This window comes from Parabacteroides goldsteinii DSM 19448 = WAL 12034, from assembly GCF_000969835.1.
Classification (GTDB): domain Bacteria; phylum Bacteroidota; class Bacteroidia; order Bacteroidales; family Tannerellaceae; genus Parabacteroides; species Parabacteroides goldsteinii.
Map to the genome: position 1 here is coordinate 2421244 of NZ_KQ033912.1, position 19855 is coordinate 2441098.

The window sequence follows — 19855 nt, forward strand, 5'->3', positions numbered from 1 at the left end:
TATGAAACGGAATCTATTTATCACACTTTGTTGTATAGTTTCGATCGCGCTATCGGCGCAACAACAGGATTGCCGGTTATGGTATGACAAGCCGGCAAAAGATTGGAACGAGGCTCTTCCGGTGGGAAACGGCCGTTTGGGAGCGATGGTGTACGGTGACTATCGACGCGAAACCATTCAGTTGAATGAAGAAAGTCTGTGGGCCGGAGCCAAAAGCGATGCCAATGCGGCATCTGCCGACAAACTGCCTGAAATACAACAATTGTTGCTAAATGGAGAGATCGGAAAGGCGGTGGAGTTATCGGAAAAATACATGAAAAGCGATCCCTTGCGTATTCGTTCTTATCAGCCGTTTGGAAATATTTATATAGACTTATTGACCGGCCGGAACGTTAATTCGGCTGTTTCCGATTACCGGCGGGAACTGGATCTGGAGACTGGTATTGCCTCTGTCTCTTATACGTTAAATCAGGTGACTTATAAACGTGAAGTGTTCGTCTCTGCTGAAAATGACGTTGTCGTCATTCGTTTGTCGGCCGATACGCCTGGTGCTCTGACGTTCCGGTTGCATTATGACAGGGAACAGGATGCTACAGCCTGTCCGGTATCGGCCAATGAGTTGGAGATAAAGGGCCAGATCATAGATTTGCCGGAAGCGGAAATGGGTGCGATCGGTCCTCACATGCGTTTTGCTGGCCGGATTGCCGGGTTTCATAAAGGTGGGCAGTTGATGGCGTTGAACAATGCGTTTTATGTAGAAAAGGCAGACGAAGTTGTTTTTTATTTGACAGCTGCTACAGACTATAATTTTGCTAAGTTGGATGTCGACAGGGAAATCGATCCGTTGAAAACGTGCCAACAAATTCTTGCCCGGCTGGGTAAGGATTCGTATGAGAAAGTAAAGCAGGCGCATGTGGCAGATCATAGTAGTCTGTTCAACCGTGTGACGTTCAATATGGGCGAGTCTTCCACGTTGCCAACCGACCGTCGGTTGGAACGGGTGAAAAACGGAGAAACCGATCTTTCCCTGATTACGCTTTATTTCCAATACGGACGTTATCTGTTGATGAATTCTTCCCGCGCTCCCGGTGTGCTTCCGGCTAATTTGCAAGGGTTATGGAATGAAGATATGTATGCGGCCTGGAGTTCCGACTTCCATACGAATATCAATATCCAGATGAACTACTGGCCTGCTGAGGTTTGTAATTTGTCGGAGACGGTAGTGCCTTTTTCCAATTTCATTAATGCGCTCCGGGTACCAGGTCGGGTGACAGCAAGTAAAACTTACAATGCTAAAGGGTGGACGATGAATCACCTGACGGATCCTTTCGGTCGTACAGCCATTGCCGATGGAGTGGGATGGGGTACTTTCCCGATTGCGAGTGCTTGGTTGGTCTTACATCAATGGGAACATTTCCTGTTTAATGGCGATAAGGAGTATTTGAAGAACGAGGCGTATCCAGCTATGATGGAAGCTGCTGAGTTTATCATGTCTTATTTGGTGGAAGATAATAACGGGTATCTGGTGACAGCTCCTTCCAATTCACCGGAAAACAGGTATAAGTTACCGAATGGCAAGACGTATATGCTGACATACGGTGCGACGATGGATATCGAGATCATATATGAGTTGCTTCATGCTTGCCTGGATGCCGGTAAGATTGTTGGTGCAGACTCCAAGAATAATAAGAAGTTATCTGAAATTTTGCGTAAATTTCCGCCTATACGGATAAGCAAACGTTATCAGACAATTCAGGAATGGATTGAAGATTATGAAGAGGTCGAACCGGGGCACCGCCATATCTCTCATCTCTTTGGGCTTTATCCGGGTACTTCGATCAACTCAACCAAGAAGGATTTGTTTGAAGCTGCCCGTAAAACCATTGAACGTCGTCGTTTCTACAATGAGAATGAATCGAACCGACAAGGTTCGTACACCGGTTGGAGCCGTGCCTGGATGATCAACTTTTACGCCCGTTTGCAGGATGGGGAAGAGGCAGGCAACAATGTACAGATGTTACTGGCTAAAACAACCCAAAGCAATTTGTTTAATATCCATCCTCCTTTCCAGATAGACGGTAATTTCGGGGGTACGGCGGGTATAGCCGAGATGTTGTTGCAGAGTCATAACGGGGAGATTCATTTGCTTCCTGCGTTGCCTTCTTTCTGGAAAACGGGAGAGATACGCGGATTGCGTGCACGGGGTGGCTATACGGTTGATATGAAATGGAAGGAAGGCGAATTGATCTCTGCCCGGATATATTCCGACAAACCGCAAAAGGTTAAAGTCCGTTATCGTGATAAGGTCAGAAACTTAAGGGTTCAGGACGGCATAGATGTAATAATAGATTAAAGAATAACCGATAAAAGTCTTTTATCTTATGAAAGTATATTTGAAACTTTGCATGCTCCTTCTTCTAGGAGGTTTTCCTTGGAATATAGTGCAGGCAACTCCCTATAATATTGCCCCGCAAGCACGTGTATCGGCTTCCTCTTCGATTGATGCCGGTCACGATGCGGCAAAGGTGATCGATGGCCTGATACGGGTACCGGGAAAAGGGGAATGGGTATCTAAAAGTACGGAGACTTTCTGGGGACAGATCGATTATCCCTGGATACAGTTAGATTGGGAACGCCCCGTGAATATCAATAAAATTATTCTGTATGACCGTCCGGCCATGGAGGCACATGTAGCCGGAGGCGTATTGCATTTCAGTGACGGCAGTAAGATCAATGTCTGGGGAATGGCTAATGACGGGACTCCCAAAGAGATTGAGTTTGAGTCGCGGAAGGTCGAGTGGGTACGGTTCGAGGTGACTGATGCCGCCGGTACGCAGGTAGGGCTTTCGGAGATCGAGGTGTTTCCTTCTCCCGATGATTATACGGATCATGTATCCTGGGTAAATCCTTATATCGAGACTGCCCGTGGACGGTATTTTTTCTTTATCACAGGGAACCAACCTTATGGGATGATAGGGGCGGCGCCTCTGACAAGAAACAAGAATCAGTATGGAGGCGGGTATAATTATAATTCGACGGAAGTGCTGGGGTTCCCGCAGATCCATTGCTGGATGCTGTCCGGGTTGACGGTGATGCCGGTGACGGGCGAGGTGGACCCGACGGGAGGAGAACAGTCCTGGAAATCTTCTTTCCTGCATCAGGGAGAGATTGTACAACCGGGTTATCACAGGTTGTTTCTGGATACTTATAAAATGTGGGTGGAGCAGACAGCTACCGATCGCGTCAGCTTCTACCGGTTTACGTATACGGAGGAAAATCCGGCTGATATTTTGCTGAACCTGGGTGGTTATGTCGACACTTCGACAATGGTAAATGCCCATGTTTATAAAAAGGGAAATGAAGGTGTGGAAGGCTATTTCGATACGACCGGACGCTTGTGGGGCGGTCCCGATGTGGTCAGGATTTATTTTGCCGTTACATTCGATACTCCTTTCAGGTCGCTGGACGGCTGGGTCGGATCGGAGCAGTTCAAAGATATCAGCGAGTTGCAGGGTGCCGGAGAGAGTACTCCGAGAAACCAGGGAATGAGTTACCATGATGCTCGCACTTCGGGTGTGAAAGCGAATTATCAGGTACAACCGGGCGAACAGGTACAGATGAAGGTGGCTATCTCCTATGTCAGTACGGACAATGCCTGGGAGAATCTGGAGCAGGATTGCAGCCACTGGGATTTTAATCGGGTACGGCAGGAGTCACAGCAGGAATGGAATGAATGGTTGGGACGGATCGATGTGAAAGGAGGAAGCCATGACTAACAAATGAAGTTCTATACCGATTTGTGGCATTCTTTACTGGGAAGGCATAAACTGGATGATTATAACGGCGAATATCCGGATTATACGGATGGTACCCGGGAAGGTTCTAAAACGAAAAATATCCGTTTCCATGTAAGGCAACTGGCTAAGGACCGGGAAGGGAAGGTGAAACATCACATGTATAACTCTGATGCGTTTTGGTTGACACAATGGAACCTGAATACGCTTTGGGGATTGGCTTATCCTTCGGTATTGGATGATTTTGCGGCTTCTTTGCTGGAATACGATGTGAATGGGAATCTGCTTCCCCGCGGGCCTTGCGCCGGTGGATATTCATATATCATGTCCGGATGTCCTGCTACCTCTCTTATCACGAGTGCTTTCCAAAAAGGACTGACCAGGAAGTAGGATCAGCAAAAAGCGTTCAAGGCGATGAAACGGAATCATTCCAAAGGAGGAATGCTGGCATTGGGAATGGATAAGGAGTTAGATTTTTATGTTCGTAACGGATATTGTCCCGGTAATGCCGGTCTGACCATCCAGTGGGCGTTTGAAGATTGGGCTTTGGCTGAAATGGCTGCTAAAATGGGAAAGAAAAGCGATTATAACTATTTCCATAAACGGGCTACAGGCTGGCCTGCTTCTTTTAATAAAGAACTGGGACTGATCTTGCCGAAGAGGGCAAACGGTGAATGGTTGCATACTGACCCTTTGAGCGGTAACGGATATGTAGAGGCCAACGCTTGGCAGGCGACGTTCGGACTTTCGCACGATATCCCTGTGTTGGCAAGGTTGATGGGAGGAAATGACAGTCTTTGCAGTAAGTTGGATTTTGCTTTCAAGCAGTCGGAGTCAACAGATTTTGTCTATGGATACGGCAGTGGTTATGTCAGTTATGCGAACCAGCCGGGTTGTTCGAATGCACATGTCTTTTCGCATGCCGGGAAACCCTGGCTGACTCAATACTGGGTGCGCCGTGTGAAGGAACAGGCTTACGGGGCGGTTACTCCCGACAGGGGATATGGCGGACATGATGAGGACCAGGGGCAGATGGGCGGCGTGAGCTCATTGATGGCGATCGGGTTGTTTGCCTTGGACGGCGGTTCTTCCCGTGATCCGCAATACGATATAACAAGTCCGGTGTTCGACGAGGTGACTATTTCGCTGGATACTGATTATTATAAGGGGAAAACCTTTAAAATAAAGACTTACAATAATTCGGCAGCCAATTGTTATATCCAATGTGCACGGCTTAACGGAAAAGAGTACAACTCTTTCCGGATACCTCATGCAGTCTTTTCGGACGGAGGCTTGTTGGAGTTATGGATGGGGGATACCCCGAATAAGGCCTGGGGAAAATAGGCGATGATTTGATGTTGTATATTACTAATGCAGTCTCCGGAGATATTTTAAGTATCTTTGGGGACTTATATATTCTAACTTCTGACTAACATGAAAAAGACGATCTCTTTATTTCTCCTTATGGGAGGATTTTTCTTTTCAAGCTGGGATATCAGTGCCCAGAATAAAATATCCCTGCCGGATATGGATTTATCCCTGGCCTACCAGCAGTATGGTTCGCCGATGAAGAATGCAGCTGTTACCGGTGAGAAACTGACGGTGGGCGGTGAGCATTTCGGACAAGGGATAGGCGTACAGGCAAACAGTAAGATCAAACTGAGCCTGCGGAAGAATACCGGGTTGTTTACCTGCAAGGTGGGTGTGAACGACCGTTCGCTGGATTATAAAAAAGAAGATTTCAGTAAGATACCGATGACGGACGGAACGATGCTGTTTTATCAGACCGACGGTGCTGGAGGAAAGAAGCAGTTTGTCGGAGTAGGTGCCGGTGATGGCTCCTTTGATAAGGGAAGCGTTGTCTTTCGCCTGGTGGGGGACGGAAAGGAGTTGTATAACAGCGGTATGGTCCGTGGAGGCGAGAAAGCTCGTGAGGTGTCGCTCGATGTTTCAGGGGTCGATGTACTGGAACTGGTCGTTGAAGATGGAGGCGACGGTGTAAGCGGTGACCATGCCGATTGGATCGAGCCTGTTTTTTCTTATAATGAGATTAAGCCTTCGCTGGTGAATGCTGATTATAAAGGGGCTATCGAGACAATGCCTGCTGAGGTGGAAAGGGCGTTGCGCAGTAAGGTCGCTGCTCTGCCTGCCATCGATTTGCCGGTGGCGCGTCCGGAGTCGGACTGGCTGCTCGATGCCAAAGGGGTGAAGGCCGGCGTATATCAGACGCATAACGGCAAAGATATTGTCCTTTCCAATGGATTGGTAAGCCGTATCTTCCGTATCTATCCGAATCTGGCGACTGTCGACCTGGTTAACCAGATGACAGGGGAAAGTATGCTGCGTGCCGTCAGTAACGAAGGTGTTCTGAAAATCGATGATAAAGTGTATACGCTTGGTGGCCTCGACGGGCAGTTTGAGTATGGCTATACACAATATAAATGGGTCGACAGCCTGACGATCCTTCCGAATTCGTTTCGTGTGACCGGGTTCGATATTACTGAACTGGCTCCCCGTATCGCTTGGGCGAACAAACGCTGGTCGCTGGTGAAGCCGGGTGAAACGACAGGGAAGGTTCTCTCTTTCTATCTGGAAGGACCGGATTACCTGAAAGGTGTGAAGGTGAAACTGAATTATGCCCTCTATGACGGTATTCCCTGTATCAGTAAATGGATGGAGATCGAGAATAAGAGCGGTATGGGAATCACACTGGATGAATTTACCTTGGAGCAACTGGCGATGGCAGAACCGGAATCACCGGTGGAAGCCAAAAGGCCGGAGCAGTTCCTGAAACCGAATATCCATGTCGAGAGTGACTGGGCGTTTCTCGGCTTTACCGAACGGGAGGCCGACCGCACGGAATTCTGGAATACCGATCCACGCTATACTTCACAATGTAATTATCCGCTGCTTACTCCTTGCCTGCTGGAGGTAAAACTGCCGATGGGGCCGGACGAAGATATCCCCGACGGTGCTAAGTTCAATAGCTTCCGTACCTGGCTGATGCCTTTTGACAGCGATGACCGTGACCGGAAAGGACTTTTCCTGAAGCGGATGTACCGTAAGATCGCCCCGTGGACGACTGAAAACCCGATCTTCCTGCATTGTGTATCTTCCGATCCGAAGGTGGTGAAGACGGCTATCGACCAGTGTGCGGAAACCGGTTATGAGATGGTGATCCTCAGCTTCGGTTCGGGACTGAATATGGAGGATGAGAGTGAAGCGAATATCACCAAATTCAAGGAGTTCACCGAATATGCCAACTCCAAAGGCATCGAACTGGGCGGTTATTCCCTGTTGTCCAGCCGTTGGATTAGCGATGAGGTCGACGTGATCAATCCCGAAACAGGAAAGCGCGGCGGTATGATCTTCGGCAGTTCTCCCTGCCTCTCCAGTGAATGGGGATACGATTATTTCCGCAAGATACGTTCTTTCTACGAGAAGACAGGAATGACAGTATTTGAGAACGACGGTTCGTATCCGGGCAATGTCTGTGCTTCGACCAGCCATGCCCATCATAAGGGTTTGAAAGACTCTCAGTGGAAACAACGCCAGCAGATTGTGAACCTGTATCAATGGATGTGTGAGAATGGCATTTATACCAATATACCCGATTTCGGTTATATGTTGAACGGTGGTACGAAAGTCGGTATCGGTTACCGTGAAGTAAACTGGTCGCTTCCCCGCGAACGGCAGTTGGTGTTGGGACGCCAGGTGATGTACGATGGCTTGTGGGAGCGCCTGCCGGGTATGTGCTGGACATTCGTTCCGCTTACCCAATATCATGGCGGTGGGGCTGCCGCTACGCTCGAACCTTTGAAAGATCATATCCCTGATTATAAGGCGCACATGATCCAGAATTACGGTGCGGGGGTACAGGCTTGTTACCGCGGTCCGCGTCTGTATGATACACCGGAAACGAAAGCAGCCGTAGTAGAGGTGATCGACTGGTACAAGAAATACCGGACTATCCTGAACAGCGAACTGATCCATCTGCGCCGTGCCGACGGACGCGACTGGGACGGTTTCATGCATGTCGATCCGGAAGGGAAGGAGAAAGGTTTTGCCCTATTGTTTAACCCGACCGACAAGGCGATCACTCGTACGATCCGGCTTCCGCTTTATTACACCGGTATCTCCGATGTAGCGAAGATTAGGGAGAAAGAGAACGCTCCGGTTACCTATAAGCTGAACAGAGACTATACGGTAGACATCAAGGTGACTATTCCTGCCCGCGGAAATACCTGGCTGGTGGTGGAAAAATAACTTACGTTGTTTGGTTCCTGCGGTGCTTCATTGAAAAAAGGGGTTGTCTAAAAAGTATTTCGGATACCTATCTGAGATTGATTTCAAATATTCAATTCTCAAGGACGAAAGAATGACTTTTTGGACAGTCCCTTTTTTTATAAGTTCCTGTATTTGTCGACGGTTTTCTTTATTCCATTTTCATCGTGATAAGCAGGAGGCAAGCTGAAGTTGAAACCATACGGCAGGTAAAGTGTCGCACAGTCCGCTTTCGTTTCTTTCAGCTTCCGGTAATCTTTCCATAGCTTGTCATATCTTTTTATCGCTTTTCTGATCAATGGCTTGTTGAAATGGCCTGTCATCTCTCCTTCATAACCTTTTAGCAAAATGATCCATCCTTGTTCGTAAATGGAATACAGCAGCAGACCGTATCGGGAAGATGTCCGGATATAATCGGCAACCGGTTTGTCTCCGCTCCCAATCGCTCCTGCAATTGCGTTGATCTGTTCCCATATCTTTACACTTTCGGCTTTCTCGGCAAGGACGGCATCCACCAGCTTCTTTTCGACAATCTGCCTGAAATCCTTCTCCAGTTCCTTTTCTCCCCCGATGAACTGGTCGCGTGTCCACCAGACATTGATGGGCTGTACCAGGGAAGCACGTCCCCTGACGATCGCGTCTGCCGATAGCAGGCATATCCGGTGGAAACGTTCTATATCTTCTCCTTGGAAGCCTTTTGACGCGGCATACCGAGCGAAAATCTCTTTCTCGTCCAGTTCCGGATGATTCGCCCACTCCGCCAGAACGAATGTATTGACATCACACCATAGCTCGTTGCTGATATAAGGTCCGACCCATCCGCCACCGCGCGACCAGGTCCAGATACCGGCATAGTTGGGCGTTTCCTTCAACTGACGGAGGCTATGAACGACTGTATCTTTCTTCAGTTCCTCGAATCCGTTGATCAGTCCGTCGGCTATATAGTTGGGATAAGCCCCTTTCCCCTCGTACTCCCGCTGGCACTGTATCTCTACCACCTGCTTGTGCTGCCCGATTCCCAGCGTCGGATTGAATTTATAAGTACGGTGATAATCGCCCTGCACATACTTGATGCAGAAATAAAGGTTCGGGTGGATGGGGACGTAATCGGTTACGTTCAGGTAATATTCGGGATTGGTATGGAAGTAGCCGAAGTCCCAGGTACGATAGAACAGCTTCTTATTATATTTTACACAAACCTCGTCGCGCAGCAGGTTGATCAGGTCGCGGTGTATCTTTTCTCCTCCGTCGCTTTTGTACGAGAAGTTATGGTCCCACGATTTCTCGTCGCGGGGTATAGGATTGTTGCCGGTATGGTAAGGGATATTGTGCAGATAAGTTTCGCCAACACGGATCACCAGCCCGTCGAGGGTTGGGAACCGGTCGAATATCTCTCGTAACATGATACGGTGTATCTCCTGTGTCTTCGGACGCCTGAAGTCTACCCGTCCGGCGGCATCACAGATTTCGTCTTTGTATATCTCCACCAGTTTTTGGGGAAGGACGATGATGTCGGTGAAATAGTAGGCTTTCAGATGGTGCTTATGTATCTCTTCGATTTTCCGGTCGATGCGCGTTGCCAGCGAGTCGACCCACTTTCTTTCCGGAGAGCCTGCCGGGAAGATCGCCGGATTCAGCGACTCGTAGGTGACGGCACAATGTACCGACTGGAACTCGTTAATGACTTGCGCGTTGAAATGGTAATCCACCAGCGTGGACGGGGCGTTGAATTGGGTTTTCGTAAAAGCCTCGCCCGGGTTATGATGGACCATATCCATGATGACTGTGGGTGAAGTCTCTTTCTGCCTGTTTTGGGAGAACAATCCCTGTACTCCCGCCAGAAACAGGAGGGTACATGCTAATATCTTCTTCATAAATACTTGAATATATATCTATTAATAACTTATTTCTTTAGAAGTGCCGGTTGGTGGTCTGTTGGTCTTTCAGCGAATCGAATCCGGCTTCCTGCTTCCCAATCGAATCCAGTAATTGCTTTCTGTCGGGTAACACCGTCCGGTAGTGATCGGTATACAAGCCACATTTCTTCAGTTCGTACCGTTCGTCTGGCTGCACTTCGGGTATTCGTTTCAAGTCCTTGTGTAAGATCACTCCATCGAAGTCCGGTGCCGGAAGTTGTAAGCAGTTGTTTTTTCCTATCCTTGAATATCTGAAATCATCTTCTTGGCCTTCTTTCCGGACGCCCTCCTTGCAGTCGATGAAAATGTTATCGCTTATTTCGTTTTCCTGGGGGAGTTCCAGATGAGGACATTCCAGGAAAGTGCTGATTCCGGGAAAGCGGTTGTCCCAGGTTCCTTCCGGTATCCTGAAGAGACGGAACAGGTCGGCAAAGTCCGGGTTACCGGCATTATAATTGCGTTGTTTGCCTCGTGCGTCGATGCTGACGGCGGCTGTAGTACAACCGGCATAGAGGTTGTGGCTGATGTAATTATAATGTCCGCCGCCGATGATCGTGCCGACCAAAGCGCGATATACGACATTGTTGTAGATCGAATCGCCCGCATGTCCGTCATCCCCGTAGATGGCATTTGCCCGGGGGATATGGTGGATGAAATTATTCCGTACCACATTCCCTCTTGAAGTCCAGTCCCAGCGGGCATAGAACGCTCCGACATCACCAGTCTTCCGGGCAATATCGAACACCTCGTTGTATTCGAGGACGTTCAGGTTTCCTCCATAAATGAAAGCGGCATGGGGAGCATTGTGGACGAGGTTATGGGAAACCTTTATCCCGACCGCATTCCCTTCGTGAATTCCTATCCCGGTTTCATAGAAGCCGACTTTTACCGCAGGGGCATAACTCTGCTGTATCTCTCCGAAGCGGGTGAAATAATTATTGTCGATGCTATGACCGCAGGTTTGCAGGGATGGGCGGTCACCGCCCGACACCTCGATACAGGTCCGCCCGATATGGCTGAAATCGGAGCTTTGTACCCGGTGTTCCTTTCCTCCGGTTATGGAGACTGCGTTTCCCAGGATATTCCGGAAACTGCATCCGGCAATGAGATTCTTCTCCCCTTCCGCGATGCGGATGCCATCTCCCAGATGGTTTTTCAGTATGATGCCTTCCAGTTTCAGGTTCTTCATTCCGGTGATATCGAACAAGGTCGCCGGATGTGAAACCAGGCTCAGTTGCCTTTCATCGAAAGATTCGGGGGGCAGAAAATAGATTTTATGGGTAGTGAAGTCGACACACCATTCTCCGGGGCGATCGATCTCTTCGATCAGGTTCTCCACATAATAGTTCTCTTTTCCCGAGCCGGAAGGACGGTCGTATTTCGAGCCGATGCCTCCGAATATACCGACATCTTTCCCATTTTCCGTTTCGATGCCTACCGCCTGTGTCACGATACAGCGGACGGTGTCGATCTCCTGTATCTTTACGGTCCATGCCTGCCATGGGATCCTCCAGTAGCCGGTGAACCATACACCCGATGGAAGTGCTTCCGTCCAGGCGCCGTGGCGGGGATCGTCGTATTCAAAGATACCCCCTCTCTTTGCGTTCCCGAAGTTGTCGAGAACCTTTTTCATATACAGATATCCTTCGTTGGGATAACGGGAAAGCGGTAACAGTTCTTCCTGATAGATCAGTTGCGGGAAATTCTCCCGGGCTTTGAACCGTTCGGGGAAAGTTTCCACCCGGATGCCGAGTGCTTCCAGGTCGATCTCCCGGATACGGTCTGCCGCTTCTTTCCTTACCCGTTTTCTGATCCGGTCGTCGGTCACCGGTTTCAGGTATCCTGCCAGCGGTTTGTCGAGACGAAGGACGGCTTTATGTAAGTTGAGGGCTTTAATGGTCAGTTCTTTGACCGGACAGGTGTTGCCAGACAGCCGGATACCTTCGGACAGGAAATGATCGCCGTCGAGTAAAATCAGTTCGGCACTTTCTTCTTTCCCGGCAGATAAAGCAGACAGAGCTTCCTCAATCGTAGAGAACGGAGCCTGTACGGAGCCGTCGGGCACCGCTGTCCGGGGTAAAGGCGATATGTAAACCTTTCTTCCTTTTGCCGGAAGGGTTGCCAGGGAAAGGTAGGCGAACAGTATTGTCAGATAAAATATCTTCATGCTGATAAATGGAATGAATTAAGTTGTTGTTTGTTTGATACGAGGCAAAAGTACGTGACAAAAGGGGGAGGATAGTAGGACTGGTCGTTCAAAATGTATGACAATGGTTACATAAAGCCGGTTTTATAAGAGTTTTGTTACTTTGATGTAACTTTTTTGATACGGTATCCCTTTCGTCAGAAGATACCGTGATGCTATCCTTTGGACTTAGTTATTTGCATGCAGAGGCTTACTGTTCCCGAAGAAACCTGCCGGCCCTCGTAAGGCTGGCAGGTATGGGTTTATCTGTAGTTCCGGGCATATTCGGAAGGAGAGATATTATAGTTTGCTTTAAAGCATTTTCCAAAGTAGGAAACTTCGTTGAAACCGCATTTGTAAGAGACTTCGGTGACTGTATCGTCGGTGGTGGACAATAGCTCCGCAGCCTTTTTTAGACGGATATCCAGGATCAGCTTGCTCGGCGAAGAGCCGGTGACAGCCTTGATCTTACGGTAAAGCTGTACGCGACTCATGCCGATATCGTCGCTGAACTTGTCGATAGACAACTCTGTATTGTCTAGGTTGCTGTGGATATAATCGAGAACCTTTGCCATGAACTTGTCTTCCGTAGAAACCGTTTCCGTCGGGAAATTTCCGGTTACGATCTTTTGGGCATACAGTTCTCTCAGCTTTTGGCGGTTGGCAAGGAGATTGGCTATCCTGACCTTGAGCAGTTCGGGGTTGAATGGCTTCATGATGTAATCGTCGGCAAGCGAATCGTAGCCCTCCTTGATCTGTGACAGGGTAACCCGGGCTGTCAGCAGTATGATCGGGATATGCGAGGTGACCATATTGCTTTTCACCTTCTGGCAGAACTCGATGCCGTTCATCCGAGGTGTCATGATGTCGCTGATGATCAGGTCCGGCATCTCTTTGGTCACAACTTCGCAACCTTCCATGCAGTCTTCGGTGGCAGTAATATTGTAGTCGTTGCGCAGCATGTCGCAAAGGTAGTTCCTCACGTCCGCATTGTCCTCGATGACCACCAGGTGGTAACGTTTCCGAGGGGCAGGAATTTTGTTTTCTTCCACCGGCGAGTCGTCGAGAACAACCTGCGGTTTGTCGTAGGCATGCTCTACCTTGATCGCCTTGTTCTTCGATAATAGTTCATCTTCCTTTAGGAATTCCCTGCCCAGAGGGATGACAAACGAGAAGCGGGTCCCTTTATTTTCTTCACTGGTCACCCAGATGTGGCCGTGGTGGAGTTCTATGATGCTCTTTGTCAGGCTTAACCCGATACCGGTCCCGTAGGCACTGGTATAGTCGTTCTCCCCCGCCTGGAAGAATGCTTCGAATACTTTCGGAAGCATTTCCTGCGGGATGCCTTTGCCGGAATCTTCGACGGTGACGAGTAATAACTTCGGATTATTGCCGACGGGTTGGTAATCTTTCAGCTCCTCTGTGTGTACTATTTCCTCTTCTCCGATTTCTTTGGCGCTGATGATGACGTATCCTCCTTTGGGTGTGTGCTTGAAGGCGTTCGACAAGAGATTGAAGAATACTTTTTCCAGTAGGATATAATCGAACCATATCTTTGCTTCCCGCCCCGTGTTGTTATATTCCAGCAGGATATTCTTCTTATCAGCCAGCGGGCGGAAAGATAAGAGCATCTCGTTGACGAAATCGTCCAGTTTGTACTGTCCTGCCTTTAGATGCATCTTTCCCGCTTCCAGTTTCCGGAAATCCATCAGGCGGTTAACCAGCCAAAGCAGGCGCTGGGCGTTCTTGTTGATCAGTTCGAGCGGGCGTTTCAGTTCGGGGGACAGGTTTGTCTTGCTCAGCAGTTCGTCCAGCGGGGCGATGATTAGCGTGAGCGGTGTCCGTAGTTCATGCGAGAAGTTGGTGAACATCTGCACGCCTATCCGGTGGCTTGTCTCAATGTTGGTCTTTTCGATCTGCTTGATCCTCAGGTCCATCTTCAGCCTTTCTTCTCTTGTCTTATAACGGATAAAGAGGATGATGATCGCAATGAAGACGGCTAGGTAGAAGAGATAAGCATACCAGGTCTTCCAAAAAGGAGGGAAAACTTTGATATGCAGGGAAGCTCCTACGTTGTTCCAGATACCGTCGTTGTTGCGGGCCTTGACCCTGAAGATGTAATCGCCGGGGGGGATATTGGTGTAGTTCACGCTCCGTTCGTTACCGATGTAGGTCCAGTTCTTGTCGAAGCCCTCCAGAATATAGGCAAACGAGTTGCTTTCGGGGTAGACATAGTTGAGGGCGGAATAACGGATGGTGAACGAAGTCTGGTCGTATTTCAGTTCTATTCGGTCGTTTTGCGGTTCTATCCAGGTGCGGGTTGCTTTTTCTCCGAAGTTATCCGCCCAGATAAGCACTTTCGAGATGATGACGCGGGGGATCCGTGTGTTCACCCTCAGCTGTGTGGGGTCGAAAGAGAGGAACAAGTTGTTTCCTCCCACATAGAATAGGTTATCGCCCGAACGCAGGCAGGAGTGCAGGTTTGTTTCCAGCAGCGAGTAGCCGTTGTTATATCCCCAGTTGTCGAACGATTCCTTTTTCGGGTTGAAACGGGAGATGCCTTTCAGGGTGGTGATCCAGAGATATCCTTTCTCGTCTTCCATGATACTGCTGATCGCATCGTTGTCGAGTCCCGCTTTCCGGTCGAATGTGCGGAAAGTCTCTTTGATACGGTCGTACAGAGCTAGTCCGCCACCGAAAGTACCTATCCACAGATTCCCTTTCTTGTCTTTGTAAATGCAGGTGACGTGGTTGCTGTTGAGGCAGTCGGGCGATTCTTTATCGTTCCTGAAATGGTCCAGTTTCTGCGTCTGCACGTTGTAACGGTACAGTCCTTCGGCGCGGGTGCCCATCCATATATATTCGGATTCGGCATATATATCCTGTACGTTTATCAGGGAGACATCCTTGTTCCGCCCTTTGACGGGGAAGCTGGCCGCCAGGGTGTTCTTTTCCATATCGTATAAAAGGATCGGGTTGTCTACACCCAGTGCGATCCAATACATGCCGTCTTCAGTCCGGGTGATACGTCTGACCTGGTTGTAGGGGAAGTCTGGTATCTCTTTTACGATCTGCCTTTTCTCCATGTCGTACAGGTATAATCCGCAGTAGTAGATGCTGATCCAAAGATATTTATCACCCTCTTTCTGGATGTATTTGATCTCCCGGTTGGTTTTCGAGTTGGGTATTTGGAAATGGCAATATTCGTATGTCCCGGCTTCCCGGTCGTAGACGATCAGTCCGCCGTCGGTGCCCATCCACAGGTCGCCTTTGTATTCGACGATGGAGTTGATGTTCCCGATATTTTTCTGTAGGTACTTTGCCGGGTAATACGGGATGAAGAAGTTGCTGTAAGGCGTGTACAAGTTGACACCGCCGCCATAAGTGCCGATCCAGATGTTCTCGGACAGGTCCTTATACAGGGAGATAATGGTGTTTTCGCTTAGACCGCCTACATCTTCGCTGCGGAAGCAGTTGATCAGTTTGTTTTTACTTTGGTCGTACACCAATAGTCCATTGCGGGTTGCCAGCATCAGATTGTCCTCCTCAGTTTCTACGATGTAGTTAACCTGTTCGTTGTTGAATGTGATACCGTCCGTCCACGACAAGTCAGCCTGTATAAGTCTTCCCGTTTCTTCTTCAAAGTACTTGAGGCCGGAGCTCCACATGCCGACCCATAATTTGTTGTTCGAATCTTCGAAGAGGAAGAACAGCTTTTCATCGTTGTCGAAGTGGAACTTCTTTGTTTTCATCGACTCCGGTTCGAGAATACAGAGTGTGTTGTTCACCAGGTAACAGATGTTCCCGTTCTTCCGTTGCATCAGCCAGAAGATGGAACCTTCATCCGATATCCGTTCGAAATCATCTGTTTCGGAGTTGTAGAGATCGAGTCCGCTGATCGTTCCGACCCACAATCTTTTCCGTTTGTCACATAAGATATGTTTGATACAGTTGTCGGAGAGACTGTTTCCGCCCCCTTCTTCTTTATAATACTGGTAGAAACGTTTGGTATTGGTGTCGTACCGGGTCAGCCCTTTATGCGAACCGATCCAGAGCACGCCGTTCTCTACTTCCGTGATGGTGGTCACGTCGCTGCTGGTAAGTGAGTTTTCCGAGCCGTCGGCACGGTAGACTTCAAATTCGGTTCCGTCGAAACGGTTCAGGCCGTCACGGGTACAGAACCAGATGTAGCCTTTGCTGTCTTCCAACGTCCTGATGACCGTGTTCTGCGATAGGCCGTCTTTTACGGTATAATTCTTGAACAAGGCGGTCTTTTCTTGTGCATATAGTTGGATGAAGGGTAACAGGATAAGTAGAGTAATGATGGTTTTCATTCTTATTTTTGATTAAAGTAACACGCCAAATATATAGGTATTTATTTAGAGTAACGGATTTCTGAATGTTAATATACAGTGTCGGAAGGTACTTTTTTTACTTTTTTCAGTTCCCCTGTAACGTAGTTCCCAATGATGTAACATCTGTCATATAGAAGTAACGATGTTCTTAACTTATGAATCCAGTGTGTAAGGCCGTTCCGTTGTAAAGGAGATACATTTGCCTCGTAGAATAATCAACAGAATCTAATATCGAAAATAGTTTATCATGAAAATCCGAATCATTTGTTTATTCAGTCTGGTATATGTAGCTTCCGCCTTTTCGCAACCGAAAGATACTGCCTGGAAACAGTTGAGCCTGCGGGAAAAGATCGGGCAGACCATGCTGATGCTTCCAGACAGGAAACTGGAACTGGAGCTGGGGAACGGTTCGCTGGAAGCTTATTTCAAACGGTATCCGGTGAGCGGTTACTTTATGGGTTGGAAGTTGTTTACCGGAATACCCGATGCCGACCGGGTGGAGTATGTCAGAAAATCGGTCGAAGAATACCAGCAGGCTTCCTATATGCCGCTGATCTTCCAGCAAGATTACGAGATGGGTGTCGGTATGCAGGGAATGACCCCTTTTCCGAAGGAGATGGCACTCGGAGCTACTGATTCGGAAGAGATGGCATATAACTATGGTAAGAGCGTTGGATTGGAATGCCGTTCATTGGGGATCTCCTGGGTACTTCATCCTGTAGCCGACCTGAACCTGAACCCCTTGAACCCTATCGCCAATACAAGAAGTATCTCGGACGACCCCGACAAGGCGATCCGTCTGCTTTCCCGTCAGATAAAAGGCTTACAGGATAACGGTGTGGCGGCAACGATCAAGCATTTTCCCGGCGACGGTGTGGACTACCGCGACCAGCATCTGATGACTACCTGTAATTCCTTATCCCGCGAGAAGTGGGACGAGTATCATGGAAAGGTTTTTAAAGCATTGATAGATAGCGGTGTCGCCTGTATCATGCCGGGGCATATCACTTTACCCTGTTACCAGAAGGAAAAGATGAATGGTCATTATCTACCAGCGACCTTGTCCGAAGAGTTATTGACCGGCCTGCTGAAGAAAGAAATGAATTTCCAAGGAGTCATTGTCTCTGATGCCATGACGATGGCCGGTTTCCGGGGATGGTATGAAGACCGGCTGGAGGGTGAAATACAGAGTTTCTTGGCGGGAGTGGATATCTTGTTATGGCCCTCCTATCAATATATGGATACGCTGGAGGCACGCATTACCCGGGGAGAGATCCCGATGGAAAGGCTGGATGATGCCGTCGGCCGTGTGTGGGCGATGAAGGAGCGTTTCGGATTATTGTCGCCTGACCGGAAATTGTTGCGTGCCTTAACGGCTGACGAACAGAAAGATATAAAAAAGGCTTCCCGGGAGATTACGGAATCTTCCATAACGTTGGTCAGGGATATCGATAAAAAGTTACCTTTATCACCGGAAAAGGATAAGAAAATATTGCTGGTTGCCGTAACTCCTGTTGCGAAAAAAGGGAATGATCGGGATTATACGCGTTTACTGAATCTGAAGGAAGAGTTTGTCAGAAAGGGATTCGATGTCGATTTTCAGCGGAACATATTATATGAGAATCAGGGATGGGAAGACCAGTCGACCGAAAAGTACGATCGGGTTATTTTCCTTGTGGCACGTAATACGCATACTCCTTTCGGCCCGTTGCAGTTATGGGATGATGAAGCACAATCGGTTTGGGCGGCCAATGCGATGGATAAAAAGAAGATCATTGTCATTTCTTTGGGAAGCCCCTATGTAGGGACTGAGTATTTTGAACGCGTAACGACCTATATCAATACGTATTCGAACGATGCTTCCACACATCAGGCGTTGCTGAAAGTGCTGACGGGTGAACTACCGTTCCGGGGAGTTTCGCCGGTCAGTCTGAATCCCCCGTTGTTTAACTTTAATGATAGATAAAGATGAGAAACCGCATATTACCATTGATCTGTATATTTCTTTTGGGAGGGTTGCTCTTTTGCAATCCGGCAAAAGGTATTAATCCGGACGGTTTGCAGTCCCGCGGAGGACTTCCTGCTTTCTTTGCAAAGATCAGGGAGAAGCAGGAAGTGACGGTTGTCTTTCTGGGTGGAAGTATTACGAACCATCGGGGTTACAGGGTGCAGATCACGGAGTGGATGGAACGGAACTATCCGGAGATAAAGATCCATGCCGTGAATGCCGGTATCGGGGGAACCGGTTCCGACCTGGGTGTTTTCCGGACCGATGAAGATGTGCTCCGCCACGATCCCGACCTGGTGTTCGTTGAGTTTGCAGTGAACGATTCGAAAACCGATTCGTTGCTGATCTGCAATTCGATGGAAGGGATTGTCCGTAAGATCAAACAGCAGGATCCGGCAACGGATATCTGCTTTCTGTATACCCTCAATATCGGGATGCTGGATGATCTGAAAGCAGGGAAGACTTACCGTTCGGTCCGTTTTATGGAAAACGTCGCCGGGCACTACGGCATCCCATCCGTCAACTTCGCTTATGATGTGATGGACTTACTGAATAAAGATCAATTAGTTTTTAAGGGAGAGAAAGATAAAAGTTATCCGGGGAAGGTTGTTTTTACGAACGACGGTACGCACCCCACTTTCGATGGCGGTCATGTGATCTATACCCGGACACTGGCCGCGGCACTGACGGAATTAGGAAAGCAACAAGCCGGTTCTGCTGCTTTCCGTATGCCTGCCCCTTTGTATCCGACTCATTATGAACAGGCAAAGATGTATTCTGTAGATGAATTCGTCCGAACGGGAGGTTGGCAGCCTGTAACGAAAGATGATAAGGTGTACCAATATTTTCAGGGAGACTCGGGTAAGCTGCCTGTTTTATTGAGTTCCGCCGATCCGGAAGATTCCATCGTGGTACGGTTTAAAGGTATCCGTGCCGGGCTTTTTGATGTGATCGGACCTTCTTCCGGAGGTATTTCCGTACAGACGGACGGGGAAGGATCGCAGTATATACGCCGATTCGATGTGTATTGCGGTAATACAAACCGTACTTCCTACCACCTGTTCGATACGCTTGACAATGGGATGCATACCGTTATAATCAAGCCTGACAGCCGGTGGTTCGATAAAAAGGAAATTTATTCTTCACGACCGTCCGGTGTGAAAGAATTATCCTATTTCGATGAGTTCAATACTTATATAGGAAAGATCCTTGTCGTTGGAGAGGTGGTCAGATGACCGCGTATGTATTACTGGGATATGAAAGGAGATCGACGAATAGTATAATTGATTAAAAAACGAGTGCCTATGAAGATA

The 19855-nt window shown here is 48.5% G+C and carries 7 protein-coding genes and 1 pseudogene; 5 read left to right on the plus strand and 3 right to left on the minus strand.

Annotated features, from left to right (window positions below):
* Nucleotide 1 precedes the first annotated feature (1 nt).
* From HMPREF1535_RS08870 to HMPREF1535_RS08880, 3 genes and pseudogenes are all read left to right on the plus strand, one after another.
* Nucleotides 2–2353 carry a glycoside hydrolase family 95 protein gene (locus HMPREF1535_RS08870; protein WP_046145908.1) on the plus strand — a complete coding sequence of 784 codons (2352 nt, stop codon included), beginning with the start codon at nt 2–4 and terminating at the stop codon, nt 2351–2353.
* Nucleotides 2354–2405: 52 nt separating this feature from the next.
* Nucleotides 2406–5138: pseudogene (locus HMPREF1535_RS08875) on the plus strand (GH92 family glycosyl hydrolase).
* 90 nt (nt 5139–5228) lie between these two features.
* Nucleotides 5229–8060: an NPCBM/NEW2 domain-containing protein gene (locus HMPREF1535_RS08880; RefSeq protein ID WP_046145909.1), complete on the plus strand. Its 2832-nt coding sequence runs from the start codon at nt 5229–5231 to the stop codon at nt 8058–8060.
* Between the two features lie 137 nt (nt 8061–8197).
* Here the strand turns inward: HMPREF1535_RS08880 and HMPREF1535_RS08885 are convergent, their stop codons facing one another.
* From HMPREF1535_RS08885 to HMPREF1535_RS08895, 3 genes are all read right to left on the minus strand, one after another.
* Entirely contained in the window at nt 8198–9952 is a 1755-nt protein-coding gene (locus tag HMPREF1535_RS08885) for a hypothetical protein (RefSeq protein ID WP_046145910.1), read from the minus strand.
* 37 nt (nt 9953–9989) lie between these two features.
* Entirely contained in the window at nt 9990–12161 is a 2172-nt protein-coding gene (locus HMPREF1535_RS08890; RefSeq protein WP_046145911.1) for a right-handed parallel beta-helix repeat-containing protein, read from the minus strand.
* 281 nt (nt 12162–12442) lie between these two features.
* Nucleotides 12443–16513, minus strand: coding sequence for a hybrid sensor histidine kinase/response regulator transcription factor (locus HMPREF1535_RS08895; RefSeq protein WP_046145912.1), 4071 nt, complete (start codon nt 16511–16513; stop codon nt 12443–12445).
* Nucleotides 16514–16781: 268 nt separating this feature from the next.
* Here HMPREF1535_RS08895 and HMPREF1535_RS08900 point away from each other — a divergent pair, with 268 nt between their 5' ends.
* Nucleotides 16782–18500 (plus strand): glycoside hydrolase family 3 protein, encoded by a 1719-nt coding sequence (locus tag HMPREF1535_RS08900; protein WP_010801107.1) that lies wholly within the window; start codon nt 16782–16784, stop codon nt 18498–18500.
* A 2-nt stretch (nt 18501–18502) separates the two neighbouring features.
* Nucleotides 18503–19777 carry an SGNH/GDSL hydrolase family protein gene (locus tag HMPREF1535_RS08905; protein ID WP_046145913.1) on the plus strand — a complete coding sequence of 425 codons (1275 nt, stop codon included), beginning with the start codon at nt 18503–18505 and terminating at the stop codon, nt 19775–19777.
* Nucleotides 19778–19855 lie beyond the last annotated feature (78 nt).

Excerpts from the sequence above, each read along its gene's own strand:
- HMPREF1535_RS08890 (WP_046145911.1), bottom strand. The coding sequence starts at position 12,161 with ATGAAGATATTTTATCTGACAATACTGTTCGCCTACCTTTCCCTGGCA.
- HMPREF1535_RS08905 (WP_046145913.1), top strand. The coding sequence starts at position 18,503 with ATGAGAAACCGCATATTACCATTGATCTGTATATTTCTTTTGGGAGGG.
- HMPREF1535_RS08895 (WP_046145912.1), bottom strand. The coding sequence starts at position 16,513 with ATGAAAACCATCATTACTCTACTTATCCTGTTACCCTTCATCCAACTA.
- HMPREF1535_RS08885 (WP_046145910.1), bottom strand. The coding sequence starts at position 9,952 with ATGAAGAAGATATTAGCATGTACCCTCCTGTTTCTGGCGGGAGTACAG.
- HMPREF1535_RS08870 (WP_046145908.1), top strand. The coding sequence starts at position 2 with ATGAAACGGAATCTATTTATCACACTTTGTTGTATAGTTTCGATCGCG.
- HMPREF1535_RS08880 (WP_046145909.1), top strand. The coding sequence starts at position 5,229 with ATGAAAAAGACGATCTCTTTATTTCTCCTTATGGGAGGATTTTTCTTT.
- HMPREF1535_RS08900 (WP_010801107.1), top strand. The coding sequence starts at position 16,782 with ATGAAAATCCGAATCATTTGTTTATTCAGTCTGGTATATGTAGCTTCC.